21 protein-coding genes are annotated in these 24,373 nt (G+C 74.9%); 3 read left to right on the forward strand and 18 right to left on the reverse strand.

Going from position 1 to position 24,373, the window contains the following annotated elements:
• Nucleotides 1-67 precede the first annotated feature (67 nt).
• From ABZZ17_RS03550 to zwf, 11 genes are all read right to left on the reverse strand, one after another.
• Nucleotides 68-1,294, reverse strand: coding sequence for a GNAT family N-acetyltransferase (locus ABZZ17_RS03550; protein ID WP_356871511.1), 1,227 nt, complete (start codon nt 1,292-1,294; stop codon nt 68-70).
• A complete protein-coding gene (locus ABZZ17_RS03555) occupies nt 1,284-2,417 on the reverse strand; it encodes an acyl-CoA dehydrogenase family protein (RefSeq protein ID WP_356871513.1) in 1,134 nt (377 codons plus the stop codon). Before ABZZ17_RS03555 ends, ABZZ17_RS03550 begins: the two co-directional genes overlap by 11 nt.
• Nucleotides 2,418-2,420: 3 nt before the next feature.
• Nucleotides 2,421-3,692, reverse strand: coding sequence for a cytochrome P450 (locus ABZZ17_RS03560; RefSeq protein ID WP_356871515.1), 1,272 nt, complete (start codon nt 3,690-3,692; stop codon nt 2,421-2,423).
• Nucleotides 3,693-3,930: 238 nt separating this feature from the next.
• Nucleotides 3,931-7,095, reverse strand: a complete 3,165-nt coding sequence (locus ABZZ17_RS03565) for a tetratricopeptide repeat protein (protein WP_356871517.1) — start codon at nt 7,093-7,095, stop codon at nt 3,931-3,933.
• 306 nt (nt 7,096-7,401) lie between these two features.
• A complete protein-coding gene (locus ABZZ17_RS03570; protein ID WP_356871519.1) occupies nt 7,402-9,474 on the reverse strand; it encodes a BTAD domain-containing putative transcriptional regulator in 2,073 nt (690 codons plus the stop codon).
• Between the two features lie 521 nt (nt 9,475-9,995).
• Nucleotides 9,996-11,204, reverse strand: a complete 1,209-nt coding sequence (locus ABZZ17_RS03575) for a hypothetical protein (RefSeq protein ID WP_356871521.1) — start codon at nt 11,202-11,204, stop codon at nt 9,996-9,998.
• A 67-nt stretch (nt 11,205-11,271) separates the two neighbouring features.
• Nucleotides 11,272-12,090, reverse strand: a complete 819-nt coding sequence (locus tag ABZZ17_RS03580; protein WP_356871523.1) for an anti-sigma factor — start codon at nt 12,088-12,090, stop codon at nt 11,272-11,274.
• Complete coding sequence (gene sigK / locus ABZZ17_RS03585; protein ID WP_356871525.1) at nt 12,087-12,698, reverse strand: ECF RNA polymerase sigma factor SigK; 612 nt, start codon at nt 12,696-12,698, stop codon at nt 12,087-12,089. The genes ABZZ17_RS03580 and sigK overlap by 4 nt, the downstream gene beginning before the upstream one ends.
• 145 nt (nt 12,699-12,843) lie before the next feature.
• Nucleotides 12,844-13,260, reverse strand: coding sequence for a hypothetical protein (locus ABZZ17_RS03590; protein WP_356871527.1), 417 nt, complete (start codon nt 13,258-13,260; stop codon nt 12,844-12,846).
• A gap of 177 nt (nt 13,261-13,437) precedes the next feature.
• The gene (locus ABZZ17_RS03595) at nt 13,438-14,340 is read right to left on the reverse strand and encodes a hypothetical protein (RefSeq protein WP_356871529.1); all 903 of its coding nucleotides are present in this window, start codon (nt 14,338-14,340) and stop codon (nt 13,438-13,440) included.
• Between the two features lie 23 nt (nt 14,341-14,363).
• A complete protein-coding gene (gene zwf / locus ABZZ17_RS03600) occupies nt 14,364-15,842 on the reverse strand; it encodes a glucose-6-phosphate dehydrogenase (RefSeq protein WP_356871531.1) in 1,479 nt (492 codons plus the stop codon).
• Between the two features lie 207 nt (nt 15,843-16,049).
• On the opposite strand from zwf, the gene ABZZ17_RS03605 reads away from it, so the two are divergent.
• Nucleotides 16,050-16,769: a hypothetical protein gene (locus ABZZ17_RS03605; protein WP_356871533.1), complete on the forward strand. Its 720-nt coding sequence runs from the start codon at nt 16,050-16,052 to the stop codon at nt 16,767-16,769.
• 28 nt (nt 16,770-16,797) lie between these two features.
• Here ABZZ17_RS03605 and ABZZ17_RS03610 read toward each other — a convergent pair whose 3' ends face one another.
• Nucleotides 16,798-17,181, reverse strand: a complete 384-nt coding sequence (locus ABZZ17_RS03610; RefSeq protein WP_356871535.1) for a barstar family protein — start codon at nt 17,179-17,181, stop codon at nt 16,798-16,800.
• Between the two features lie 186 nt (nt 17,182-17,367).
• Here ABZZ17_RS03610 and ABZZ17_RS03615 point away from each other — a divergent pair, with 186 nt between their 5' ends.
• Nucleotides 17,368-17,838: a DIP1984 family protein gene (locus ABZZ17_RS03615; RefSeq protein ID WP_356871537.1), complete on the forward strand. Its 471-nt coding sequence runs from the start codon at nt 17,368-17,370 to the stop codon at nt 17,836-17,838.
• A 295-nt stretch (nt 17,839-18,133) separates the two neighbouring features.
• On the opposite strand, the gene ABZZ17_RS03620 is transcribed toward ABZZ17_RS03615, so the two are convergent.
• Nucleotides 18,134-18,790: a phosphotransferase gene (locus tag ABZZ17_RS03620; protein ID WP_356871539.1), complete on the reverse strand. Its 657-nt coding sequence runs from the start codon at nt 18,788-18,790 to the stop codon at nt 18,134-18,136.
• A gap of 39 nt (nt 18,791-18,829) precedes the next feature.
• Nucleotides 18,830-19,123 (reverse strand): hypothetical protein, encoded by a 294-nt coding sequence (locus tag ABZZ17_RS03625; protein WP_356871541.1) that lies wholly within the window; start codon nt 19,121-19,123, stop codon nt 18,830-18,832.
• A 298-nt stretch (nt 19,124-19,421) separates the two neighbouring features.
• On the opposite strand from ABZZ17_RS03625, the gene ABZZ17_RS03630 reads away from it, so the two are divergent.
• Nucleotides 19,422-19,925, forward strand: a complete 504-nt coding sequence (locus tag ABZZ17_RS03630) for an AbfB domain-containing protein (protein ID WP_356871543.1) — start codon at nt 19,422-19,424, stop codon at nt 19,923-19,925.
• Between the two features lie 4 nt (nt 19,926-19,929).
• Here the strand turns inward: ABZZ17_RS03630 and ABZZ17_RS03635 are convergent, their stop codons facing one another.
• The 4 genes from ABZZ17_RS03635 to ABZZ17_RS03650 are packed head-to-tail and all read right to left on the reverse strand — an operon-like array spanning nt 19,930 to nt 24,345.
• On the reverse strand, nt 19,930-21,390 hold the full coding sequence (locus ABZZ17_RS03635; RefSeq protein ID WP_356871545.1) for a zinc ribbon domain-containing protein: 1,461 nt from the start codon (nt 21,388-21,390) through the stop codon (nt 19,930-19,932).
• Nucleotides 21,387-21,959 carry a phage tail protein gene (locus ABZZ17_RS03640; protein WP_356871547.1) on the reverse strand — a complete coding sequence of 191 codons (573 nt, stop codon included), beginning with the start codon at nt 21,957-21,959 and terminating at the stop codon, nt 21,387-21,389. The genes ABZZ17_RS03635 and ABZZ17_RS03640 overlap by 4 nt, the downstream gene beginning before the upstream one ends.
• On the reverse strand, nt 21,956-23,914 hold the full coding sequence (locus ABZZ17_RS03645) for a putative baseplate assembly protein (RefSeq protein WP_356871549.1): 1,959 nt from the start codon (nt 23,912-23,914) through the stop codon (nt 21,956-21,958). Before ABZZ17_RS03645 ends, ABZZ17_RS03640 begins: the two co-directional genes overlap by 4 nt.
• Nucleotides 23,914-24,345, reverse strand: a complete 432-nt coding sequence (locus ABZZ17_RS03650; RefSeq protein ID WP_356871551.1) for a GPW/gp25 family protein — start codon at nt 24,343-24,345, stop codon at nt 23,914-23,916. The genes ABZZ17_RS03645 and ABZZ17_RS03650 overlap by 1 nt, the downstream gene beginning before the upstream one ends.
• Nucleotides 24,346-24,373: the final 28 nt, after the last annotated feature.

Consider the following 24,373-nt stretch of genomic DNA (forward strand, 5'->3'; position numbering starts at 1 on the left):
CCGGGAACCCGGCAGAGCCGGAGCCGGAGCCGGAGCCGGGACGGGCTCCGGGCGGGCGCGTGGCCCGTCAGGACTTGGGCGCCAGGGCCTGCTCGCGGGCGGCCTCCAGGGCCGGCGGCAGCAGGAGGCGCAGGACCGTACGGGGCAGCCGTCCGGTGTGGGTGAGCGCGTACGACTGCTCGACCAGCTCGCAGCCGAACTCGCGCTTGGGCTCGTACGCGGTCTGCGCGAAGCGGATGTGGCGGCAGCCCCGGCCGATGGCCAGCTCGATCGCCGCGTAGTGGAGGTTGTGGTAGAGCCGCGCCCGGTGGGCCAGCCCGTAGTCCAGGCCGATCCGGGCACCGACCGCACCGGTGCCGCGGAACAGGCAGTGCAGGTAGCCCACGAGGCGGTCGCCCTCGAAGCAGGCGACCAGCCGCTGATCGGTGACCTCCCGCTCGCCGTCGCCGGTGTCGGCGCCGTCGGCCAGGGCCCGTACGAAGTCCTCGTCGAGCACGTCGAGGGTCTGGTCGGCACGGTCCATGACCTGCCGGTACAGCCCCATCATCTCGGGGACGAGGTGCCCGAACCCGTCGAGGACCTCCATCCGCAGGTCCTCCTGCTGCCGGAACTTCCGTATCTTGTTCCGGGCGTTGCGCCGCGGCTTGGCCGGAAGCGACGCCAGGAAGCTCTCGAAGTCCGCGTGTCCCAGGTTCAGTTGGGTGTCCGGCAGGGAGGCGACGGTGAAGAAGCCGGCAGCCTCCAGGGCCGGTCGCAGCACGTCGAGGTCATGCGGGGCGAAGTCCTTGAAGACGACGGTGCCCAGGCGGTGGTCGCGGGCGAAGTCCATGACCTCCCGCACCAGCAGCCGGGCCGCCGGCGCCGGGAGCGGGCTTCGGCCCATCACGTGGCCCTGCCCGAGGAAGTTGCCGCAGAACAGCATCGGCACCCGCAGGAGCCGTGGGAAGGCCCGAGTCACCGGTGCCATCAGGCGGCGTTCGCGCGGCCCCACGACCCGGTCGAGCCGCAGGCCGCGTACGGCGCTGAGCGGCAGGACCGCGACCGGCAGGCCGTCCCGGCGCACGAGCAGGTAGGCGTACGCGTCCGGGCCGATCTCGGCGCGCTGCATGGCGGCGAACACGTCCCGGCCCCACATCGGGTCGTCGGCCGGGGCCAGTTCGTCCCACACCTGCCGGGGCACGTCCTCGGCGCGGTCCAGCCGCTCCACCGTGTAGGCCGCTTCCCGCCCGGGCGGTACGGCCGCCTCGACCGCCCCGCCCCGGCCGGCCGGGGCGGCCCCGCCGTCAGCCGACACGGAGCGGCCCGCCGTCGAGCGCCGCGCACAGCGGCTCGGCCATCCGGGCCCGGGCCGGCGGGTGGAAGTTCAGGCCCGCGGCCGCCGAGGCCAGGTAGGTGCCCTCGTCGGAGCCGATGAACGACATGCCGCCCAGGGCCTCCAGGGCCGCCGCCGTGGTCCGGGCGATGGCGTCCTGGGCCGCGTACCGCGCGGTGAGCGCGGCGACCAGCAGGGGTTCGCCCCACTCCGGGGATTCCCCCATGGTCCGGGCGACGGCCTCGACGGCGAGCATCGCCGCGTCGACCTCGGTCACCAGCGCCGCCCGCACCGCGGCGGGGGCGCGCCCGTGCAGGGTGACGCGCTCCACCAGGGCGCTCGCCGTGCCCAGGTAGCCGGCGGTCATCAGCAGTTCGAACCAGAGGAAGCCCGCCACGTTCAGGGAATCCAGCACGGAATCGGCGGTGACCTCGGTCAGTACGACCATCTGCGGGTCGAGGGCGACGTCCTCCAGGACGACCTCGTCGCTCTCCGCGCCGGCCAGCACCGTGCTCTGCCAGAAGGGACGGACCGAGACGCCCGGCGTGTCGGCGGGGACGATGGCGACCGCGAGCCGTTCGGTGCCGTCCTCGTCCGCCATCACCACCGAAGCCGTCAGCAGGTCCATCGAACGGGCCAGGCTGCAGGGCTTCTTGCTGCCGTTCAGCACCACCTCGCCGCCACGGCGCTCGGCCCGGATGCCGGGCCGCAGGATGGACTGGCCGGTCCGGCCCTCCGAGAAACCGGACGCCAGCAGCATGCGCTTGCCGACGATGGCCTCCAGGAGCATCCACTCGAAACCGGCGCCGTTCTTCGCGGCCTCCACCAGGCTCGCCACGGAGAAGTGGTGCATCGTCGTGGCGACGGCGAGCGACGGGCAGCGGGCGCCGACCGCGCGCTGCAGGCGCACGGCCTGGAGGGGGTCCGCGCCGATCCCGGTGTTCTGCCGGGGTACCAGCAGGGCCGCGCCGCCCGCCTCGCGGAACGCGGCGATGGCCGGGCTGCCCGGCCGCTCCAGCTCGGCCAGCGGATGACGGGCCAGCTCGGCGTCGAGGCCGGGGAGCAGCGTTTCGAGCACCGCCCGTTCGGTGTCCAGAAAGGCCATGGGTCAGTCCTTCGTCGTCGTGGCGCCGGCCGTGGCCCGCGTACGGGTCGTTCCGGCTGCGGCGGTGGTGGTCAGGGGCAGGTCCTCGTACATGCGGAGGCTGAAGGACTCGCGCCGTACCGGCGTCCCCGCCAGGGCGAGGCCGGGGAAGCGGGCGAAGAGCCGGCGGACGGCGATGGAACCCTCCAGCCGGGCCAGGGCCGCACCGAGGCAGTAGTGCGGGCCGGCGCTGAAGCTCATGACCCTGCTCCCGGACCGCCGTACGTCGAACCGGTGCGGGTCGGGGAACTGGGCCGGATCCCGGTTGGCGGCGGCGAGCACCGTGGTGACGTTGGCCCCTGCGGGCACGGTGACCCCGCGGATCTCGGTCGCCACGGAGGCGATCCGCTCGGTCATCTGGACGGGCGTGTCCCAGCGCAGCGCCTCGTCCACGGCCTGGGCCGCGAGTTCCGGATCGGCGTCCAGGGCGGCCCGCTGACCGGGATGGGTCAGCAGGGCGTGGGTGACGATGCCCAGCATGGCGGCGGTCGTCTCGAACCCGGCGACGAAGGTGAGGATCAGGGTGTCGACCACCTCCTTCCTGGTGAGCCGCTCCTGTCCCTCACCGGTCTCCAGCAGCACGGTGGCGAGGTCCTCGCGGGGCTCGGCCGCCCGGCGCTGCAGCAAGTCCTCGAAGTACACGCGCAGTTCGGTCACCGCCGCATCGGCGCGAGCCCAGTCCTCCTCGGTGCGGACCGGCTCCAGCAGCCGGCTGGCGTCACCGCCCAGGCGCTGGAAGCGGAGCCGGTCCTCGGCCGGGACGCCGATCAGCTCGCCGACGACCGCCACGGGCAGCGGATAGCCCACCAGTTCCTGGAAGTTGGCCGCACCGCCGTCCGCCGTGGCTTCGGCGAAGGCGTCGAGCAGGGAGTCGGTGAGCTCCTCGACGGCGCCGCTGAGGGCGGCGACCCGGCGCGGGGTGAACCCCGCACCGATCAGCCGGCGCAGCCGGGTGTGGTCGGGCTGGTTCGCACGGAGCATCGAGGCGTAGAAGAAGTCGGCGGCGGGGTGCTCGCGCCAGTCCGGCAGGTTGTCCTCGCACCAGCTCAGATCGGGCGTACGGAACGAGGAATCGGTCAGGACCGCCTGGCAGTCCGCGTACGTCGTCAGGAAGTAGGTGTCGAGGTCCTTGTCGTAGTAGACCGGAAAGTTCTCGCGGAGCGTTTCCAGCGCGAGGAACGGGTTTTCCCGGCCTTCCGGTGTGAAAAGGGAGAAGAGCAGGGCCTGGGGGTCCAAAGGGGGGTCCTCAGCAGATCGGCGTGCGGCCCCGGGATGCCGCGGAGTGCCCGGGCCGCCCCCCGGCAGGGACGTCCGGAGGGGGAGAGGACATCCGTGCGGGGGGCGGTGACAAGAGCCTGTCACCGCCCTGCTCGCGCGGCCTCAACAGCGCATCAACGGAACGTCAACCGGACCGCGCACCCCCCGTGGCGGGGAAGGCCCGGGCCGCCCCGGAGGGGAGGGCCGGGCCGCCGCGTCATCCGCCGCCGAGCCTGGCCTCGACATCCGCCGCGTCCGGCATGCGCAGTTCACGGAAGAGCTGCAACGCCTGGCGGTGGTAGTACCCCGCCTGGCCCGGCCGGCCCAGGGCGCCGACCGCGTCACCGAGTTGCACGAGCGCCCGCCCGAGCAGGTACGTGTCCCCGTGCAGGGTGGCGACGTCCCGGGCCTCCGTGGCGTGGGCCACGGCTTCCTCGTGGCGGCCCAGCAGGTTCAGCGCCTCGGCGATCCCGCCCAGCACCAGCGCCTCCCGGAACGCCGAGCCCGTCGTCCGCCACAGCCGCAGACTGGTGCGCATGCAGGCCAGGGCCTCCTGCCGCTGCCCCGTGTACAGCAGGACCTGCCCGAGGGCGCGCAGCGCGTTCGCCTCACCGGGCCCGTCCCCGCAGGACCGCGCCAGCTCGACGGCGGTACGGGCCGACCGTACGGCTTCCCCCGCGTTCCCCGTCGCCAGCTGCGCCAGGCACAGGAAGCCGAGGGTGACGGACTCGCAGGCGGGGCTGCGCGGCTCCAGGCTGAGCGGCAGCGCCTCCGTGAGGTGGCGCACCGCGGTGGGGAAGTCCCGCCCGGCCAGGGCGCACCCGCCGAGGGCGTTCAGCGCGTGCGCGAGCAGCGGCCACCGCTCCTCGCGGCGGAAGACGTCGGCCGCCTCCCGCAGGTGGGGCAGCGCACGGCCCATGTCGAACCGGATCGCGAAGGAACCGCCCAGCATGAAGTGCGCGATGCCGCCGGCGACCGCGTCGGCCGCCCCGCGCGCCGCCGCCAGGACGGCCCGGGCGGCACGCTCCAGGTTCCGCGTACCGGTGCTGTCGCGCCCCAGCGGATCGGTGGCCAGCAGCAGGCGCGCGCAGACGGCGGCCGGGACCTCGGCGAAACCGGCGGCCTGTTCGACGAGCGCCAGCAGGTGCTGCCGTTCGTCGAACAGCCAGGTGGTGGCCTCCGCCGGGCCGGTGAAGGCGCGGGCGGGGTGCGCGCCGGAGCCGGGCCGTCCCGCCGGATCCCGCACCTCCGCGGCCGGTATCTCGTCGGCGGGGAAGGGGTCCCCCACGGTCGAGGCCCAGTAGGCGTCCCGGGCGACGTCGGTGTAGGTGCTCAGCAGCCGCAGCATCGCGCCCCCGCGTTCCGCCGCGGGCAGCTCCTCGGCCCCGGACGTCCGGGCGAACAGCCGCAGCAGGTCGTGGTAGCGGTAGCGGCCCGGCGCCGGCGACTGGAGCAGGCTGGCGTCGACGAGGTCCTCGCACAGCACTTCCGCCTCCTCCCGGGTCCGGTCCAGCAGGGCGGCGGAGCTCAGCCCGCCCAGCTCCGGGACGTCGGGCAGGGCCAGCAGCCGGAACGCCCGCAGCTGTTCCGGACCCAGGCGCGCCGTTCCCAGCCGGAAGGTGGCGTCCACCGCGCCGCCGTCCCCGCTGAGCTCCGTCACCCGCCGCCGCTCGTCCGCGAGCCGCTCGGCCGTCTCCGCGACCGACAGGGCCGGTGAGGCGGCCATCCGGGCGGCGACGACCCGCAGGGCGAGCGGGAGCCGTCCACAGTCGGCCACCAGCGCCCGGGCCGCCTCCTCCTCCCGTCGCACGCGCTCCTCCCCGACGAGCCGGACCAGCAGGTCCAGCGCCACGCCGTCCGTCAGTTCCTCCAGGTGCACCAGCGCCGCTCCGGCCAGGCTGCCGAGGCCGGTGAGCCAGTTCCTGCTGGTCACGAGGAGGCCGCAGCCCGGTGAGGTCGGCATCAGATCGCGCACCTGGCGCAGGTCGTGGGCGTTGTCGAGGACGAGGAGCACGCGCCGCCCGGCGAGGAGCGAGCGGTGGAGCGCGACCCGCTCGGCGGTCTCGGCCGGAAGCTGCGCCGGTGTCACCCCGAGGGCCCGCAGCAGGTCACCCAGGACCTGGTGGGGATCGGCCGGCCGGGCGTCCATCCCGCAGAGGTCGACGAAGAACACCCCGTCGGGGAAGCTCGCGGCCGCCTCGTGCGCGACCCGCACCGCCACCGCCGTCTTGCCGACCCCGCCCATCCCGCTGACCGCGCCGACGGCCGCCACCGAGCCGCTCTCCAGGACCTGCCGCAGACGTACGACCTCCGCGTCGCGGCCGACGAGGTCCGCCGGGTCGGGCGGGAGGCTCAGCATCGGCGACATCAGGGCCGTGGGGGCGGGTGCGGGGGCGGGCGGGGCGGCCGCCGCCGGCGCGGCCGTGCCGGCTGCCGCGGAACGGAGCGGCCCCGAAGTCCGTGCCGGGGCGCCGCCCGGGGGAGGGGACTGCGGGCTCCCGGGGCCGTTCGCCGCCGCGGGCCCGTCCGCCTCGGGAGCGCCGGGACCGGCCAGGATGCGCAGCCGGATCCGGTCGAGGCCCGTACCGGACCCCGGCCCGTCCGCGCCGCGCAGGGCTTCCCGGGCCCGGGCGTACACGTCCAGGGCCTCGGTCTGACGGCCCGTCTCGTACAGCGCCGTCATCAGGAGTTCCTGGAGCCGCACGCGCCCCGGATGGGACCGGGCCGGCCCGCGCAGCTCCTCCACGGCCCGCGCGTGGCCGCCGAGCAGCAGCGCCACCTCCCACCGCGCCTCCAGCACCGCGAGCCGCCGCTCGCGCAGCGCGGAACGCTGGGCGGCGGCGAACGGACCGGGCACCCCCGGCAGGGGTTCGTCCCCGTCCCAGAGGTCCAGCGCGGAGTCGTACAGCGCGAGCGCGTCACCGGTCCGCCCGGCGAGCACCGCCCGGGCCGCGCTGCCCGCACGCCGGTCGAAGACGGTCAGGTCCAGGGCGTCCGGCAGCAGGTGCAGGGCGTAGCCGTTCGGCCGGGACACCAGCACCCGGGCCGGGGTGCGGGGCGCCCGTCCGGGCTCGATCACGCGGCGCAGCGCGGCCACGTGGCCCCGCAGGGCCCCGGACGCACCGCCGGGTGCCGCGTCGCCCCAGACGGCGTCGATGAGGGCCTGCGTGCTGCCCCTGCGGCCGTGACGGAGCAACAGGGTGGCGAGCAGGGCTGCGGCCAGGGGTGGACGTACGTCGGTCCCGCCCGCCCCGGTGTGCACGCGCAGCGGGCCGAGCACCCGGAAGGACAGGGCGGGCGGTGGAGCGTCCAGGGCGTGGAGGGCGGGGGAGGGGGAGGGGCGGTGGGCGGGTGGCACGGGGAGGTTCTCCAACGGGTTCACGGGCGGGAACGAACGCCGACGCAACGGCGGCCGGGGCGTGCGGGCCCCGGCGACGCGGCCGGACAGGGGTGAGGCGCCCACGCGGGCGCCGCGCGCGGAACAAGGCCGCGAGTGGGGAGGGGGTACGGGCCGGGCGGGGGCCGGTGGGCGGGGCGCGGGGAGGAGGTGGGGGCGGTACCGGGGCGCCGGACGGGGTCTCGCCGAGGGCCGAGGGCCGAGGGCAGGGGGCCCGGGGGTCTGGGGGTCGGGGGCCGGGGCGTCGGGCCGCGCACCGTGGTGCCGCCGCGGCCCGCGCCCCCGCACCCGTCAGGAGGCCAGGCCCTCGCGCGCCCCGCGAGCGGGCCGCAGCGGGCCGCCGCCGAGCCGGAGATCCGTGCCGCCGGGAGCGAAGAGGACCGGCGCGGGCCGGTCCCGGTCCGCCCGGGGCGCCAGTTCGTCCTGCTGGACCGAGACGGCGAACTCCCGCAGGAGGCCGTGCACGTGGTAGCGGTCGGGCCGTTCCGACTCCAGCCAACTGCGGTCCACGAGTTCCTCGCACAGGGCGCGCGCCTCGCCCGACGGCAGCCCCAGGGCCAGGGCCACCGCGGTCGGCCCGAACCGCCCGTCCGGCTCCCGCAGCAGCGCCACCCGGGCGAACGCCGCCCGCAGGGAGGCCGGCAGGTACCCGTACTCCCGCTGGAACGCCTCCCGTACGGACAGGTCCGCGATGCCGAGCGCGGCCAGCCGGTGACGGCCGCGCAGGGCCCCCACCACCGAGGCGATCGCCCAGGCCGGACGCGTGGCGAGCCGCATCGCCACGATCCGCAGGGCCAGGGGCAGCCCGCCGCACAGATCGGCGAGCTCGGCGCAGGCCTGCGGTTCCGCCGCGACGCGCTGCGCGCCGATCGCCGTCTCCAGCCATGTCAGGGCCTCGGCGCGGGAGAGCACGCCCAGGTGGGTGTGGTGGGCGCCCGCGAGACCGGAGAGCCGTGCGGTCGTGGTGATGAGTGCGGCGCAGCCCGGGCCGCCCGGCAACAGGGCCCCGACGGAAGCCGGTTCCGCGACGTTGTCGAGGACCACCAGGACGCGGCGCTCGGCGAGCTCCGAGCGGTACAGCGCGGCCCGGTCGGCCTGCTGCTCGGGGACCGGCGCACCGGGCCCGCCGAGCGCGCGGAGGAAGGACTCCAGGACCACCGCCGGGTCGATCGGTGTGCCGTCGGCGGCGCGCAGGTCGGCGTACAGCTGCCCGTCGGGGAACTCGGCGCGCACCCGGTGCGCGGCGTGCACGGCCAGTGCGCTCTTGCCCGTGCCGGTCGAGCCGGACACGACGACGACCGGAGCCGGACGGGCCGCTGCCGGGGACCGCAGGCCGTCCGGGGTCCGGGCTCCCGAGCCGGTCAGCTCGGCGGCCACCTGCGCCAGCGCCTCTTCCCGGCCGGTGAAGTCGGCCAGATCGCGCGGAACTTGGGCAGGCCGCCGGAATGCGTCCGCCCCGGGCTCCGGCCCGGACCGTACGGCGGCGGCCCCGGCGGCGGGCACCTCCCGCGGCGCCCCGTCCGCCGCCGTCACCCCTGCCGTCCCCGCCGCGGGGTGACGTCCGGTGGCGCCCCCGCCCACCGGGTCCGCCCCGCCCGGCCCGCTGGTGATGCCCTCGGCCATCGTGGCCATCTCGCGCCCCGGGTCGATCCCGAACTCCGCCGCGAGGAGCCGCCGCGTCCGCTCGTGGACGGCGAGCGCCTCCGCGCCCTGTCCGCTCAGCACGTACGCCCGCATCAGCAGGGCGCCCAGCCGCTCGCGCAGGGGATGGCGCTCCGTCAGCTCGCGCAACTCCGGCACCACGCTGACGTGTTCTCCGAGTTCCACGTCCAGCGAGAGGCGGGTCTCCAGGGCGGCGAGCCGCTGTCCGGCCAGCCTGTTGCGCTCCGCCTCGACACCGGGCCCGCCCAGCCCCGCGAGGGGTTCGTCCCCCCACAGGGCGAGCGCGGTGCGCAACAGGGCCCGCGCCTCCTCGGGGCGCCGCGCCGCACGGGCGAGGTCGGCGGCGGCCACGTCCCGCCGGAACAGCCCGAAGTCCACCGCTTCGGCCGGTACCCGCAGGGCGTAGGCCCCGTGCTCGGAGACCAGTACCCGCGTCCCGTCGCCTTCGCCGTCCGGCGCCTCGATCTCCTTGCGCAGCCGCGAGACGTACGTGCGCAGCGACCCCACGGCGCGGGCGGGCGCCCGGTCACCCCAGATGTCCGCCACCAGCGCGTCGACCGGCACGGGCCGGCCCTCCCGCAGCAACAGCAGTGCCAGCAGCGTCCGTTGCTGGCGCGACCCCAGTTCCAGTTCGCGCGGGCCGCGCCAGGCCCGCAGGTGGCCCAGCAGGGCGAATCGCAGGGTTATCGCCTCGGTGGTCATGTCATGCCCCCATGTTCCGTACTGTCCGGCCCGGCGCCGCCGGTCCTCCTCCTGTGCCCCACCGGGAAGGAGTGCCAAGTGCCGCGGGAGGTCGACCCGCCGAACACCCGGTGTGCTACGCCGATTTCGGCCGGGGACATCACCCCGGCCGCGCGAAAGCCCACCTGAACAGCAGTTTCTCTCATGGCCGGGAAACGGAGGGCCTTGTTCGGCCATCGGCGCGTCGCCCGGACGCGACCGCGGGCGGGCAGCAGGAGGCCCGCCCGCAGGAGCACGAGCGGGGCGGCCGCACTCCCGCCGGGCCCGCGCAGGCGTTCCGCGACGGTAGCGGTGCCGGGCGGACGTGACCGCCGCGCCGCGCCGCCGGGATGCGGAGTCGGCCGGATTCTTGCCTCCGGCCGCACGGTTACCGAGAGTACGCACCGTCAGGGGTGTGAGCCGGGTGACCGGTCGAGCCCGGTGCGTGACGGGACGGCCCGCCCTCCGCCGCGCGAGGTCCGGCACGATCCGGAAGAGACGGCCTATGCGGCCAGCCGTGCCCCGGCAGCCGCCCGTACCTCGGGCGTCTCCATCGGGTCGTCGCGCAGCCCCCTGATCCGCCGCAGGGCCTGGGGCCGGTCAGGTGCCGAGGCGATGCCCAGCAGCCGTGCCCGCTCCTCGCAGTCCCAGAGCGACTCCGTGTACGCGTCGTCCAAGCCGGACGGGTCGATCGCGGCGAGCGCTTCCAGGTAGTCGGCGCGCTCGTACGAATGCGGGGTGCTGTGCCAGAAGCGCCACAGGACGGGCGCCGCGGCGGCCGCTCGGGGTCCGAAACGGGCCAGTCGCCCGGCCGTCGTGTCGGGGCCGCACCAGGCGCGCGCCTCCCACTGTCCGGCGAGTTCGGCCACGAGCCCCGGCAGCGCTTCGGGCCCGGGGTGGTCGGCCAGGACGTCCGCCCCCAGCCGGGCCAGCCACGGCCGCCCGTCCTCCGCCCACCCGCGCGCCGCCGGCACGGCGAGGGCTCCGAGGCGGTCGACCGCCCGTCGGAGCAGCGGCAGGGGCCGGCGGCCGTCCGGGGTTCCCAGCGAGGGCACGAGCGGGATCAGCGCCTCGGCCGGCTCCCGCCCGGCCAGCGCCCGCAGTGCGTCGATCCTGTCGGACTCCGTGCCGTCGGCGGCCAACAGGGCGAGCAACTCCTCGTCATCCAGCTCCCCGAGGGACGGCCGGGGAGGGAACCGGCGGCCCGGCACCTCGATCCCGAACCGGCTCCACGGCTCGCCGGGCCACGGAAGGTCCTCCTCCGCGCCGATCCGGGCGCGCGCCACGTCGCCCAGGTCCTCCCACCACTCGGCCGGCCAGCCATCCGCGACCGACTCCAGTACGGAGACCCAGTGCTCGCCCTCCCGTATGTACGCCCGAAGCGCCTCCCGGGCCTCCTCCGAACCGGCGAGGCCGAGCGGTTCCAGTACGTCGGCGGCCCGCAAGCAGGCCTCCTCGTCCCCCGCCAACTGGTCGATCAGCGGCGTCGGCGACAGCTCCAGGTCCCTGATCAGCCGCGCCTGGAAGAGGTAGCGGGTGTCGGTCTGGCCGTCCCACTTCCAGTCCCGGCGGATCCCGTCGTACACGAACGGAGCGGCGGCCGCCGGATCGTGCCGTGCGCGCTCCGCGCCCAGCCCCCGGCCGCGCTGCAGCAGCCCCTCCAGGGTGTCGTGGCGGGCGTAGGACGGGGACGTCTCGTCGTGATGGCTCATCGACCACACCCTGCCTGGCCGGGGGGCCGGTTGCCATGCGTTATCGGCGGGCCCGCCGTGCGGGCGGTCAGGCGGGGATGTCCACCACGCCGACCGGGGCCGTGGTGGGGCCGGTGGACCCGGCGGCCGACTCGACGGTGACGCCGACGGCCGTCGCCTGTTCGACCGGCCCGTCCAGGAGCTGGATGTGCCAGTTGCCGCCGCCCGCCAGGGTGCCGGCCGAACGGGTGGTGCCGTCGTCGTCGTACCAGAGCGCGTACACCTGGTCGGCGGGGAGCTTCGGCAGACCGGTCGCGATGAACGCGGCCCGGCTCTGGCTGCGGGAGACGATGACGCAGCCGGTGGCTCCGTCCTCGAACCGCGCGGCGCTGACCCGGGCGTCCGGAGCCGCGAGTACCTCCGCCAGCTCCTGGGCGGGGCCCGCGGGACGGGCCGCGGTCAGCCCGGCGCGGGCCTCCTCGGCCTCCTGGTGCTGCCACAGGGCGATGCCGCCGAAGGCCGCCGCGACGGCGGCGCAGGCGGCCAGGGCCCACCGCAGGCGCCGTACGCGGCCGGCCCGGCTCCCGGGAGCGGCGGCCCGGCCCCCGGGCGCGCCCGGGGCGTGGGACGGGGCGGTGAACGGGACGGGACCGGGGGAGCCGGACGGGTCCGCGCCCTCCTGCGGCGTACCGGCGATCCGCTCCAGCACCACGGCCCGCAGCTCCGCCGGCGGCGACACCGGAGGGGAGGCGCACAGGCCCGCGACGACGGGCGCGAGCGCGGCGGCCTCGCGGCGGCAGGACACGCAGCCGGCCAGGTGCCGGGCGAAGGCGGCCTCCTCGTCGGGCGGCATCGCGTGCAGCAGGTACGCCCCGAGCGACGCGTGGGGGTCGGGCGCGATGCTCATCGGGACGCCTCCAGACAGTCACGCAAGCGGTGCAGTCCGTCGCGGAGCCGGGATTTGACCGTCCCCTCGGGCGCCTCCAGCGAGCGGGCCACCTCCCGGTAGGTCATCCCCTCGTAGAAGGCCATCCGTACGGCCTCCCGCTGGGGCCCGCTCAGCCCGTCCAGGCAGCGCCGCACCCGGGCGTACTCGTCACGCCCCTCGACCTCGTCCGCGACCTCGTCGAAGGGCGGCGTCAGGTCGAGCAGGGCCGCCTTCTCCTCACGAACGCCGCGCGCCTCCGCCGAACGCACGCGGTCCACGGCCCGCCGGTGGGCCAGCACCAGTACCCAGGCCTTCGCGGTCCCGATCTCGGGGCGGAACCGGGCGGCTGTGCGCCACACCTCGACCATCACCTCCTGGGTTACCTCCGCTGCCTGGTCCTCGTCCCGCAGGACCCGGCACACCACCCCCGTCACCGGGGCGACCAGCGCGTCGTAGAAGGGGGCGAAGGCCTCCGCGTCGCCCTGGGCGACCCGCAGCAGCAGCGCGTCCGGCCCGTCCACGGGGTCGGCGCCCGCGCCGTCCGCGCTCACCGCCCTGTCCGTGCTGTCTGCCGTGCTGTCCGCCATCTAAGGTCCCGTGCTCCTCGGGTGCGTGGGGTTCCGATCCCATCACCGCTCGGGACCGGGCGCATCCGGAGGACGGGTCCCACGCGGGCGAGGGCCCGCGGTGCGGGCCCTCGCCTACCGTGCGTCCTGCGGGTGGAAACAGCCGCTACCAGCGGTGCTTGTACGAGCAGTCCCAGTGGCCCTTGACCCACTGCTTGTCCCACTGGCCGGGAACGTACACCCACTTCCAGTGGCCCTGGTTGCCCCGCTTGGAGTCGTCGTGGCCGCCGTTGCGGTCACGGTCCCTGTCGCCGTTCCCGTTCCCGCGGTCGTCCCAGCGGTTGTCCCAGTGCTTCTTGACCCACCGCTTCTCCCAGTGGCCCTTGACCCACCGCTTCTCCCAGTGGCCCTTCTTCCAGACGCACCGCTTGTCGTGGTCGCTGGTGACGGACGTGGAAACGACCTGGGTGGCGGCCGGGGCCGCCATCGCGGGGGCCGCGGCTCCGAGCGCCGCCCCGCCGACGAGGATGCCGGTCGAGGCGACGGCCACCGCCATGTGTCTGACACGGATGGGAACGGACATGGATCCCACCTCCTCGCCCCCACCGAAGTGAGAGCACCGACTGATCTGACACAAGTAATACGAGACTGCCGGTGGGGGTGGATGGGATGGTTCGTCCCCTTTTTTTGAGGCGTCCGGCGTACCTGTCGCACAGGACGCCGGGCGACCCGGCAGAACCGGCGTCCCCGGCCGCTGCGACTACGGACGCTGCGACCACGGCCGGCGCGGGGAGGGCCGTGCGGGCGGGAGCGCCCGGTGCACCGTCCGTAGCACGACCGAACGCGGAGGCTGCCAGACGCCGCGGTCCTCGAACGGCCAGGCGTAGACCGGGGCTCCGTCGCGGACGCAGCCGAGCAGGTCCGGCGCCGCGAGTTCGTGAGCCGACCACGCGTAGAGCTGTTGCAGTCGCGGGACGATCACCCCGAAATCGAGGAGGCGGCCGAACCCGGTCTCCGCGTCGAGATAGGTCCGCACCGGGTCGCGGAGCGGGTACTCGTCGGGGAGCACGCGCGACAGCTGCAGGAAGATGCCGGTCATGCCCAGCCTCGGATCGCCGAGGAGCGGGGCGAGCGGACGCAGCGGGCCGAGGGAGAGCCGGGGAGCCGCGACGAGGGCGTGGGCGTACAGAACGCGGACGAGGACGACGTTCATGAAGAACCGCTCGGTCTGGTTCTCCGCCTCCGCGAGGCCGCGGTTTTCCAGGTAGGCGGCGACCACGCTCCCGTTGTGCGCCCGGTACCAGGCCCGGGCGGTGGGGTGGCCGACGAAGTCCAGCCAGTGGTCGACCGTGCGCGAGGAGGGCGGCCCGGGAAGCCCGCCGCTCAGGCCCACCGCCTCGCAGCCGTCGCGGACAACGCGTTCGTTCACCGCGCGCCACCACGCGCTGCCGGGCCGGCCGTCGGACGCCGGCCGCAGCACGCCCCGCCGCAGCTGCCAGCGCATGAACGACATCGCGGCCCGCCGGAACGGCAGGTGCCGCGGCGCCCTGCCGAACGGGCCGGAGTAGCAGCGCCCCATCAGGGCCATCCGCCCGGCCGGGTCGTCACGGACGGGTGCGACCTGTCGCGCCGCCCACGCCGCGGCCGTGACCTCGGACGTCATGCCCACAGGATGACACGACCGGCCTACGAGGATCCGGCCCGCCGGTCCGGCAGGTACCAGCGGTACGGTGCGACGAGCGCGTCGATGCCGGCCGGCCCCCAGCTCCCGGGCGCGTACGGCTCCACCGCCGGCGGGGCGTCGAGCAGCGGGGCCGCCACCTCCCAGAGCCGTTCGATGCCGTCGGACCGCGTGAACAGGGACTGGTTGCCGCGCATGGCCTCCAGGAGCAGGTGCTCGTACCCCTCCAGGAAGTTCTCCGCGGCGAACGAGGTGCGGTAGTTGAACACCATGTCGCCGTCCGCCAGCCGCATCGACGGCCCCGGTTCCTTCACCAGGAAGCGGGCGGTGATGGAGCCGGGATCGTCGAAGTCGATGACGAGTGCGTTGCCCCGGCCGTCCGCGGCGGCGCGCGCGTCCAGCGGGAACATCCGCAGGACGGGCTCGCGCAGGCCGAGCGTGACCACGTGCCGGCCCTCGGCCAGGGCCTTGCCCGTACGCAGGTGGAACGGCACCCCCGCCCAGCGCCAGTTGTCGATCTCGACCCGGACCGCCGCGAACGTCTCCGTGTCCGACGCCGGATCGACGCCCGGCTCGTCGCGGTAGCCGGTGTACTGGCCGCGGACGACGTGCGCGGGGTCCAGCGCGCGCATGCTGTGGAAGACCTTGACCTGCTCGTCGCGGACCGCGCCCGCCTCCAGGGCCACCGGCGGTTCCATGGCGACGAACCCGAGCAGCTGGAACAGGTGGGTGACGACCATGTCGCGGAAGGTTCCGGTGCCCTCGAAGAAGCGGGCGCGGCCCTGGATGTCGATGTGCTCGGGCACGTCGATCTGTACGTGGCTGATGTGCTCGCGGTTCCACAGCGGCTCGAAGAGCCCGTTGGCGAAGCGGAGCGCCAGGACGTTGTCGACGGCCTCCTTCCCGAGGAAGTGGTCGATCCGGAACACGCGTGACTCGTCGAAGACGGCGTGGATGGCGGCGTTGAGCTCCCGGGCGGACGCGAGGTCGGTACCGAAGGGCTTCTCGACGATGACCCGGCCGTCCCCGGCCAGCCCCGTCGCGCCGAGCAGGTCGATCATCGAGGTGAACGCGACGGGGGGCACGGCGAGGTGGAAGAGCCGGCGCGGCTTGCCCCCGAGGGCCGACTCGGCCTCGCGCACCGCCGTCATCAGCGGTTGAGCCGCACCCGTGTCGGCCGCGCCGAAGGACAGGGCGGCCGCGAACGCCTCCCAGGCCGGGCCCTCGGGCCGCGAGCGCCCGAATTCCGCCACGGCCTGCTGGGCGTGGGCCCGGAACTCCTGGTCGCTGAGGGCCTCCGCCGCCGGTGCGGTACCTACGATGCGGTAGCGCCGCGGCATCAGCCCGGCGCGGGCCAGGTGGAACAGCCCGGGCAGGAGCTTGCGCCGGGCCAGGTCGCCCGTCGCGCCGAACAGGACGATCACGTGGTCGGCAGGGGGCTCGGAGGCCGCGGCGGCCTCGGGGGGCTGGGCGGGCTGGACCATCGGGCATCCTCACTCGTCCGCGCCTGAGCGCTGCACCGGCACGGCGCGGGGCCCCGTGCCGTCTCCGCCACCGGGGCGGCGGCCGTGCGTCCTCAGGCCCCACTCTGCGCGCCCCGCGACGATCCGGCACCCCGGGCCCGTCCGAACCGGTCCGGGCCGCGAGCGGGGTGCACCGGCCGGCCGCTCCGGGCTGCGATCCTGTCCACCATGGAGACGGACCCTGACGACGTCCTCGGCCGGCGCGTCGCGCCGGTGCCGGAGCCGCTGCGCGGTGACGAGGCGTTCACCGGCGCGTCGGGTCCGACGGACCCGTTCACGGTGCTGGACTTCTGGCGCTACGCGATGCCGGACCTGCGGACCAACACCACACGGGGCCTGCTGGCGGAGTTCCTGGCGCACCGGGCGCTGGGCGCGCGGGTGCGGAACGGGGAGTGGGAGAGCTTCGACGTCCTGACCGACGACGGCCTGCGCGTGGAGGTGAAGGCCAGCGCGTACGTGCAGGTCTGGGATCAACGAGGCCCCTCCGCCATCCGTTTCACCCGGCTGCGCGGGCGGACCGGGACCGCGCGCGGCGGCGACGGGTCGGAGCCCACCTACAACGCCGACGTGTACGTGTTCGCCCTCCACACCGCCCCCGACCACGCCGCTTACGATCCGCTCGACCTGGGCCAGTGGTCCTTCTACGTCCTGCCCGGCCCCAGGGTGGAGGCGCTGGCCCAGACCAGCCTGGGCCTGGCCACGCTGAGCCGGCTCGCCGGACCCTCCGTCCCCTTCGACGCCCTCGCCGCGCGGGTGCGGTCCGCCGATCCGCGGCGCTCGGCGGGGGCCGCGCCGGGATCCGTACCGGCCGCCCGCGTGGCGGCGTCCGGACCCGCACCGTGGCGGGCCGCGTCCGCAGCCCCCGCGGATCACATCGGCGAGGGGTGACCGGCGGCTTCGTGGACGCGTGACCGGGTCAGCGCAGGCGAAGCCCGCCCGGCAGCTCCTCCTCGATGATCTCTACCAGCCAGTCGAAGGCGGTGGGGCCGCGTCCGGCACGCGCCTCCGCGAGCCTGACACCCACACCGGCCCTGTTCGTCGGATGGCACCGCGCGAGCACCAGTTCGAGCTGGCGGGCCGTCTCGGCGTGGCCGAGGTTCCGCCGGGACCTCTCGTGATCACGCCATTCGATCGCGAAGTCGCCGTCGTCCGGCGTTCCGAAGCCACCGCGGAGGCAGTCGGCGAAGGCGTCGAGGTTCCGGCCGAAGTAGCCACCGCAGCCGATGCTCTCGCCGGCGACCCGCCAGAAGTCCTCCAGCGTCCCGACCCGGCTCCCGTCCAGCACGTACGTCACCGTCACAGCCCGCAGACCACGTCCGGCCGGGCGGCCCGCCCACTGTTTTCGCCCTCTCGGACCTCTGACCACCCGCACCCGCCCGTACCCGCCCGCCCGTCGGGCGCGGCCTCGGCCAAGGCGTAGGGTGATCCGCGCAGCGGTACCCCAGTACCGCACGGCGAACAGCACCAGGGGAGGGGACCCACCACGATGAAGCTCGGCGAAGCGCTGGCGGAGCGCGCGGAGGCGGCACGCCGCGTCGAACAGCTGCGGGCCCGCATCGTGGCCAACGCCCGCCACCAGGAGGGCGAGACCCCCGCCGAGGACCCGGCCCGGCTGCTCGCCGAGGTGACCGAAACCCTCGACGCCCTGGAGTCCCTGATCCGGCGCATCAACCGGACCAACGCCGCCGTCGACATGGGCGCCGACGGCACCCTCACCGACGCCCTCGCCCGCCGCGACACCCTGCGCCTGCGCCACTCCGTACTCACCTCGGCCGCCGACGCCGCCGCCGGCAGCGGGGAGCGCGGCCACGGCCGCCAACTGCGCTCCGAGCTGATGGTGCTCCCCGCGCTGCCGGTCGCCGAGCTGCGCACCCGCGCCGACGACGCCGCCCGGGAGATCCGCGAGATCGACGTACGCATCCAGCGCACCAACTGGGAGTCCGACCTCCTGGACTGAGACCCGCGATGTGGAGCAGGTAGTCGCTCCGGAGGCGTGCACGACCGAGGGCCGGCGGTTACCGGCCCGGCTGGCGCGTGGAGAGCAGCGCATCGGGTTCGACTCCCGAGACGACAGTGCAGCTCAGCAACGTGACGAGTCACAGTGCATCGCGCACCGTTATCACCATGTGCAGATCCGGTCGTGACGAGGGCGGGCTCGGGGCATCCGCATCGCAGGACGGCGCCCGGTCCGGGAGTTCACGCTCCCGGACCGGGCGCCGCGTCGTGTGACCGGCCTTCCACCGGATGCCTGATCACGGGTGGGGCGCGGTGGTGAGGCGGTGCAGCGCGGCGTGGGCGGGCGGGCCCCAGGTGGGCTGGTCGCCGTGCAGCCAGAGCCTCGGGCCCGCCCACTCGGGCGCGGCGGCGGCGTCTTCCCAGACCGCGCGGACGGCGTCGGGGTCGCGGATCAGCCCCAGTTCGGTCGCCGAGACGAGCCCTTGGCTGAAGCGTTCGGCGGTGGCGGCCAGCGGGCCACCGCGGTCCCGGCCCGTCGGGGCCCCCTCGGGGGCGGGGCGGTGGAGGGCGGTCAGGAAGCCGGCCAGGGTGACGGCGGCCTCCGCGGGCCGCGTCGCGGGGGCACGGTCGGCGGGCTCGCCCGGGACCCAGGTGGTGACGAGCCAGGGCCGCGGGAACCGCTCGGAGGGCTCCCCGAGGCGCTGCGGGACGGGGACGGGGAGGGGCAGGTGCGGGGCGAGGAGGGGAACCCAGGCGTGTTCCTTGCGCAGCAGCGCGTCCGCGGACCGGGTCGCCCAGGGCAACCGGACGGCCAAGTCGTCGCCGAGGCGCCACAGTTGGTTGTCCCAGCCGAGCGCCGCGAGCTGCAACGGGCGGTCCGCCAGGTCGGGGTGCTGCTCGCGCAGCAGATCCCGGACCACGTCCCCGGTGATGTCCCTCTCGGTGGTCGTCATGTGCGGCAACGGTAGCCGGACGACGGCCCGCCCCGACTCTCACGGTCGGGCTTCCGGCTCGTAGGCGGTGAGGGCCAGGGCCGCGTCCTCCCCGGCGACGACGTGGACGGTCAAGCTGCTCGCTTCGTCGAAGCGCAGGGTGAAGACCGGGTCGAGGTCCATGAGGAAGTCGAATACCTCCTGGTCGTCCTCGGACAGGGGAGGGTCGAGTACCGCGTCACACGCCCAGAGGGCGTCACTGGCACTGACTCTGATCCGCAGGCCGAACGCGCCCAGGCAGGTTGACCGGTTGGCCCACCATTCGAGCACCGCTGTGCCCTCCCAAACGTCCATGCCGGGAGTATTGCGGCTGTACGGCCGGCCGGGCATCCGAGATTTTCACGAGCTCGGCAGCACTGCCGTGGAGCGGGCACGTCACGGCAAGGCTCCGACGCAGTCGGGTGGTTGAACTGGTAACCGGTTGTGAAGGGTTGGCGCTCGTGCCCCGGGCGGCGCATGATGGAGACAGCGCTCTCACCCGCATGGACGCAGGAGAGTGACAGCCCTTCTCGGCTCTCACGCCCGTCCCGTACAGCCGGCGTGGTCGATGCCGATCCGAGTGTTCGGAACACTCACACACGCACACACTCGCGTGGACGCATCATGGAACGAGGACACCGTGGCCGCTTCCAAGCTCTCACTGTTTTCGAACAACTTCCCTGACTTCTTCATCATCGACCGCAGCGGTGTCATCGACATCGCGAAGATCGAGACCGAAGAAGACCGTCGTAACGCCACGTTCCAGTGGACCGGCCCCAGCATCGACTTCGATGAGACGGGAATGCTGGTGCGCGCGGTCGCTCCGCTGGGGTTCTGCCTGCGCATCGCGACGTTCGACGACTTCCGCATGCACAGCAAGTTCTTCACCGGGATCATCGACCCCCAGGTGAAGGCCGAGGTCATCGAGGAATCGACCTTCGTCCTCCAGCGGGCGGAAATCGACCCGAACCAGGCCTCGTTCCGTTCCGTGAAGTTCCCGGAACGGTTCATCCGGCACCGGAACTTCGAACTCTTCGCCGAGCCGGTGGTGTCCCCGGACGAGCTTCAGTCCGCCTGCTTCAGGATCACCCAGCCGCTCCACCCGGACGATTTCTGACGCCTCAGCGGTTGGCGTTCGACGGGCCGAAGAACTCGATCTCCGTGATGGCGACCTGTTTGTCGGCGGAGACCGCGTGCGACGACTCGACGGTGAAACGGACCTTCGTGACCTCGCCGACGCGGAACGGACGCCGCTGACCGCCCGCCCCCTGATCCAGGGTCAGCCGGCGCGTGGTGACCTTGCCGTCCTTCCCGGTGATCGTCGCCGTGACGCGGTGCGGCAGGGCAGACTCGCCGATCTTGTCGGCCCGCGCGGAGACGCCCGGGGTGATGATCAGGTCCAGCAGCCGGGTCGGCTCGTTGAAGGTGGCCTCGATCCACTCGCCCTGGCCGGACTGCGAGACGCCGGGACCCCACCAGGTGTTGCTGCGCTTGTCGAAGGCCAGCTCCGGCGCGTGGTCCGGATACGAGCGGGAGGCCGCGATCCGGTCCGGTGCGACCGGGGCGCGTTTGGCGAAGTGGTCCAGGGTGGCGTGGACGCCGTCGGGCAGGTACACGAAGCCGAGGATCGCCAGCGTGACGACGACGGCCAGGGTGATCCACGTGCCGACGCGGTCGAAGACGCGGCGCAGCCGGGGCCGCTCGCCCGCCCAGGGCGTCTCGTGATGCCGCCCGCCGAAGAGCCGGCGCCACCAGGGAGCCCGCCGTGGTGCGGCGGCCCCGTCAGTCCCGGCCAGCGGCATCGCGCAGCGCACGCAGTAGTGACGGTCGGGACCGTTGGGAGTCGAGCACCAACGGCACGGCGGGCCGCCCGCGGTGCCGGGCTGCGGGCCGGGGGCGCGCACGGCGGGCCGGTCGGCGTCCGGCCGGCCCGGCAGGACGGGCACGGCTGCCGTCGGACCGGGGTGCGGTGCCTCCGGTTCGGTCACCGGCACCAGGAGGGAGCGCGCCCGGTCGGCCACGGTGTCGCTCAGCGCGTGCGGGGCCGGGGCGGCGGGCCCGGACGCGGCGGGCACGGTCCCGTCCGGCGGCGGTACGTCGCCCGGCGGCGCGGGGTCCTCCGGCGACGGGGGACCCGGGCGCGACGGAGCGGGTCCGGCGGACCGACCGCCGTCGGCGGCCCGGGCCAGACCGGCCGGCGCCGCGCGGCCCGGCCCGGCTGGCCGCGCCGACGAGCCGGGCCGATCCGGCTCCCCGGCGCCCCGGTCCGACCCGGGCCGTCCGGGCGCACCGTACGCCCCCGCGGCAGCGGAAGGTCCCGTACCGCCGACGGCTTCCGGCGGTTCCGTGACGGTCGAACGCCTCGCGGTCCCCGGCCCTTCCGGCCCGTCCACCGGCCGCGCCGACGGTCCCCCCGAACCCTCCGGGGCGGACGCCGCGGCGGGTCCGCGCTGGTGTGACGGGCCTGCGGGCCGTGCGGTGCGGGCGTCCCGGTCCCAGCCGAGCACGGCGCCGCACGCGTCGCAGAAGGACTGGCCCGGCTCTGCGCGCGTTCCGCACTCGGCACAGTTCTGCGTGGTCATGACTCCGGGGTCCTTTCGGCGGCGGTCACCTTGACCGAGTAGGGCATGTGGGCGGGGCGGGCGGCGGCGACCAGGGAGTCCAGGCGGTGGACGTCGGCCGGAGTCGGGTCGGGCAGCCGGAGGGTGACGCGCAGACGGGGGCGTGGGGCGCCGGGGAACGGGCCGAGCGGGCGGGCGTTCCAGTCGGCGCCGCCGCTCTCGGTGATCTCTGGTGCCACGCCGAACGCCAGTCGTACCGCCTCCGCGAGGCCGCGGCGGGTGCCGCGGATCCGGTGGAGCGCGACGGCCGCCGCGACGGCGGCCCGCAGCCGGGGCTCGGGTTCGCCGCCGTCGGTCTCGGCACCCACCCAGGTGCCGAGCCAGCGGGCGAAGTCGGCCGGGGCCAGCGCCGGGTCGAAATAGGTGTCCAGGCAGTCCAGGACGTTCAGGATGGGCGCGAGAACGTCGTCGAGCCCACCGACGAACCGCTGGGCCAGGTCGTCGTCGGCGAAGACGGCGGGGAGCATCGGGCCCAGCGGGAGGGAGGAGCCGAGGCCGTCCACGGAGCCCCGGTGCGCGGCGGCCGTCATCCGCCGTCCCCGATCACCCGGACGCGGTGGTCGAAGGAGAAGACCAGCGAGGGCCGCTCCAGGTCGATGCGGTCGGTCGGGCTGCCGCGCTTGCCGGTGAGGGGATCGGCGGGGTGCAGGACGACCTCGTCGACGAGCTCCACTCCGGGGACCCGCTGCAGGACGGCGAACACCTCGCCGGTCTGGACCGGTCGGCCGAAGGGCCAGCCCTGACCGTCCGCGCCGCCGGTCAGCGGATCGAGGTGGCGGTAGAGAGCGTCGTGCGCCTGGCGGCGCACCCGGTCGGTGTCGACTCCACGGAAAGCGTGCACCGTGGCGACGACGGTGACGCCCTGGTAGTACGGCGGGCCGACGGCCAGCCGGGTGCCGATGAGACGGCGTTCGTCGAGGTGGCGCGTGATCCGGCCCAGCAGGGCGTCGCCGGGCACCAGCTGCTCGAACCGCAGCCGCCCGCCCGGGTCGGGAACGGCCTGGGGGACGACGAGGACGCGGACCGCGTAGGCGCCGTGCTCACCTTCCTCGCCCTCCAGGCAGGTGATGCGCGCGGTTTCGGGCGCGGCACGGCGGGCGAGCTCCTCGTAGTCGCGCAGGGTGACGGCGCGGTCTTGGGCGCGGAGCGTGATCGGCGCCCGCAGCTTGGCCTCCTCGACCGTCTCGCCGTCGACGCCGCCGCGCGCCGCCTCCCGGTTGACGACCTCGGCGACGTACGGGACGGAAGTGCGCAGCACCTGGACGGCGCCGCGCGCCACGTTGCCGCCGCGTCCGCCGCCGGTGCGGTAACGGTGGGCGCGGACGACGGCGCCCTTGGGGGCGACGGCCCCGTACTGGCGCAGGGTCCCGTCCGCTTCGCGGACGGCCGGGCCGAAGGCGATCTCGCCGGTGGCGGCGTCCAGGGTGACGTGGCGGTCGCCCGGCCGGGACGCGGCGAAGTGCGGGACCACCTGCCAGTCCCGCCAGCCGTCGTCGTCGGCGGTCTGCAGGAGCAGCGGCGGGTCGTCGGCGACGACCGGGGCGTGCGTGAGCCGCAGCCGCTGGCCGGGCAGCCCGGTGGCCTCGCCGAGGGCCTCGTCGTGGACGGTCTCGGCGTGCACGGCGCGGGTGGTGCCGCCGACGGTGTAGGCCTCGACGGAGCGGATGCTCGGCGAGCTGGTGTAGAAGGGCTGGCCCGGCAGCGGACGGGTGACGCGGCAGCGGACCCAGCCGGCCTCGTGCCCGCCGGCCCGCGAGAGCACGTGACCGCCGGGCAGGTGCAGGACGACGTCGCCGGGCCGGTTGAGACCGCCGGTGCCGTCCCGGTCCACCTCGCAGGGCTGCCAGCCGTCCTCGGTCCACGCCTCCCACGCCAGCGGCGGCTGGCGGGGATCGACACCCACGCCGTCGACGCGGCTGTCGAGCTCCAGCGCGAGCGCGCAGTGCGGAGCGGCCGCGGTCAGACCGAGGAGCATGCAGTCACCGGGGCCCGGAGCCTCGGCGAAGCACAGGACGTCCTTGCCCTCGACGAGGTCCGTCGTACGGTCCACGACGGGCTGCCCGTGGTGCTGCACCACCACGTGGGACAGCGCGCACGGGACGACGGCCAGATCGCGCTCGGTCGCGAAGACGACGGCCTCCTCCCGCTCGGTGCGCAGCGTGGCGACCTCGGCACCGGCCGGGACCAGGATCACGTCCTCCTGCGGTGCGGACAGCCAGAAGGTGACGTCCGTGCGCGCCGCGGAGGGCGGGAAGAGGGTGATGCCCACCAGGTCGAGGAAGGCGAGGTGGTTCTTCTCCGGGACGCGGTTGAGCCGGTAGACGATCTGGTCCGCCATGTGCGCGACCGTCTCGACGAGCGTGACGCCGGGGTCGGAGACGTTGTGGTCGGTCCACTCCGGGGCGCGCTGCTGGATGTAGCGCTTGGCGTCGTCGACGAACTGCTGGAAGCGCCGGTCGTCGAGGTTGGGGGAGGGCAGGGACATCAGCGGTCGCTTTCCGAGGAGCCCGGCGCGCCCGGCTCGTCGTGGGAGGGGATGACGTAGAAGGGGAAGACGAGGCTGCGCGGGTTGTTGGTCCCGCGGACGGAGTACCGGACGTCGATGAACAGGACGCCCTGGTCGGAGCCGGTGGAGACCTCCACGTCGTGGACCTCGATCCTGGGTTCCCAGCGGTCCAGGCTCACGTACACCTCGTGCTGGATGCGTCCCGCGGTCTGCTCGTTGACCGGTGCGAAGACCAGGTCGTGGATGGCGCAGCCGAACTCCGGGCGCATCGGCCGTTCGCCCGGGGCGGTGGCCAGGACGAGCCGGATGGCCTCCTCGACCTCGCGCTCGCCACTGACCAGCGCGATGCCCCCGGTCGGTCCGATGCGCATCGGGAACGCCCAGCCCGAGCCGACGAACTGTTCGGCCATCAGGGGGCCACCTGCCTCTTCCTGCTGC

The organism is Streptomyces sp. NPDC006512, from assembly GCF_040611935.1.
Lineage (GTDB): Bacteria > Actinomycetota > Actinomycetes > Streptomycetales > Streptomycetaceae > Streptomyces.

Bases quoted from the DNA above. Each gene is read 5' to 3' on its own strand.
- ABZZ17_RS03615 (WP_356871537.1), top strand. From the start codon at position 17,368: ATGAAGCTCGGCGAAGCGCTGGCGGAGCGCGCGGAGGCGGCACGCCGC.
- ABZZ17_RS03570 (WP_356871519.1), bottom strand. From the start codon at position 9,474: ATGACCACCGAGGCGATAACCCTGCGATTCGCCCTGCTGGGCCACCTG.
- ABZZ17_RS03605 (WP_356871533.1), top strand. From the start codon at position 16,050: ATGGAGACGGACCCTGACGACGTCCTCGGCCGGCGCGTCGCGCCGGTG.
- ABZZ17_RS03625 (WP_356871541.1), bottom strand. From the start codon at position 19,123: ATGGACGTTTGGGAGGGCACAGCGGTGCTCGAATGGTGGGCCAACCGG.
- ABZZ17_RS03640 (WP_356871547.1), bottom strand. From the start codon at position 21,959: ATGACGGCCGCCGCGCACCGGGGCTCCGTGGACGGCCTCGGCTCCTCC.
- ABZZ17_RS03590 (WP_356871527.1), bottom strand. From the start codon at position 13,260: ATGTCCGTTCCCATCCGTGTCAGACACATGGCGGTGGCCGTCGCCTCG.
- ABZZ17_RS03575 (WP_356871521.1), bottom strand. From the start codon at position 11,204: ATGAGCCATCACGACGAGACGTCCCCGTCCTACGCCCGCCACGACACC.
- ABZZ17_RS03650 (WP_356871551.1), bottom strand. From the start codon at position 24,345: ATGGCCGAACAGTTCGTCGGCTCGGGCTGGGCGTTCCCGATGCGCATC.
- ABZZ17_RS03555 (WP_356871513.1), bottom strand. From the start codon at position 2,417: ATGGCCTTTCTGGACACCGAACGGGCGGTGCTCGAAACGCTGCTCCCC.
- zwf (WP_356871531.1), bottom strand. From the start codon at position 15,842: ATGGTCCAGCCCGCCCAGCCCCCCGAGGCCGCCGCGGCCTCCGAGCCC.
- ABZZ17_RS03645 (WP_356871549.1), bottom strand. From the start codon at position 23,914: ATGTCCCTGCCCTCCCCCAACCTCGACGACCGGCGCTTCCAGCAGTTC.
- ABZZ17_RS03595 (WP_356871529.1), bottom strand. From the start codon at position 14,340: ATGACGTCCGAGGTCACGGCCGCGGCGTGGGCGGCGCGACAGGTCGCA.
- sigK (WP_356871525.1), bottom strand. From the start codon at position 12,698: ATGGCGGACAGCACGGCAGACAGCACGGACAGGGCGGTGAGCGCGGAC.
- ABZZ17_RS03635 (WP_356871545.1), bottom strand. From the start codon at position 21,390: ATGACCACGCAGAACTGTGCCGAGTGCGGAACGCGCGCAGAGCCGGGC.
- ABZZ17_RS03580 (WP_356871523.1), bottom strand. From the start codon at position 12,090: ATGAGCATCGCGCCCGACCCCCACGCGTCGCTCGGGGCGTACCTGCTG.
- ABZZ17_RS03620 (WP_356871539.1), bottom strand. From the start codon at position 18,790: ATGACGACCACCGAGAGGGACATCACCGGGGACGTGGTCCGGGATCTG.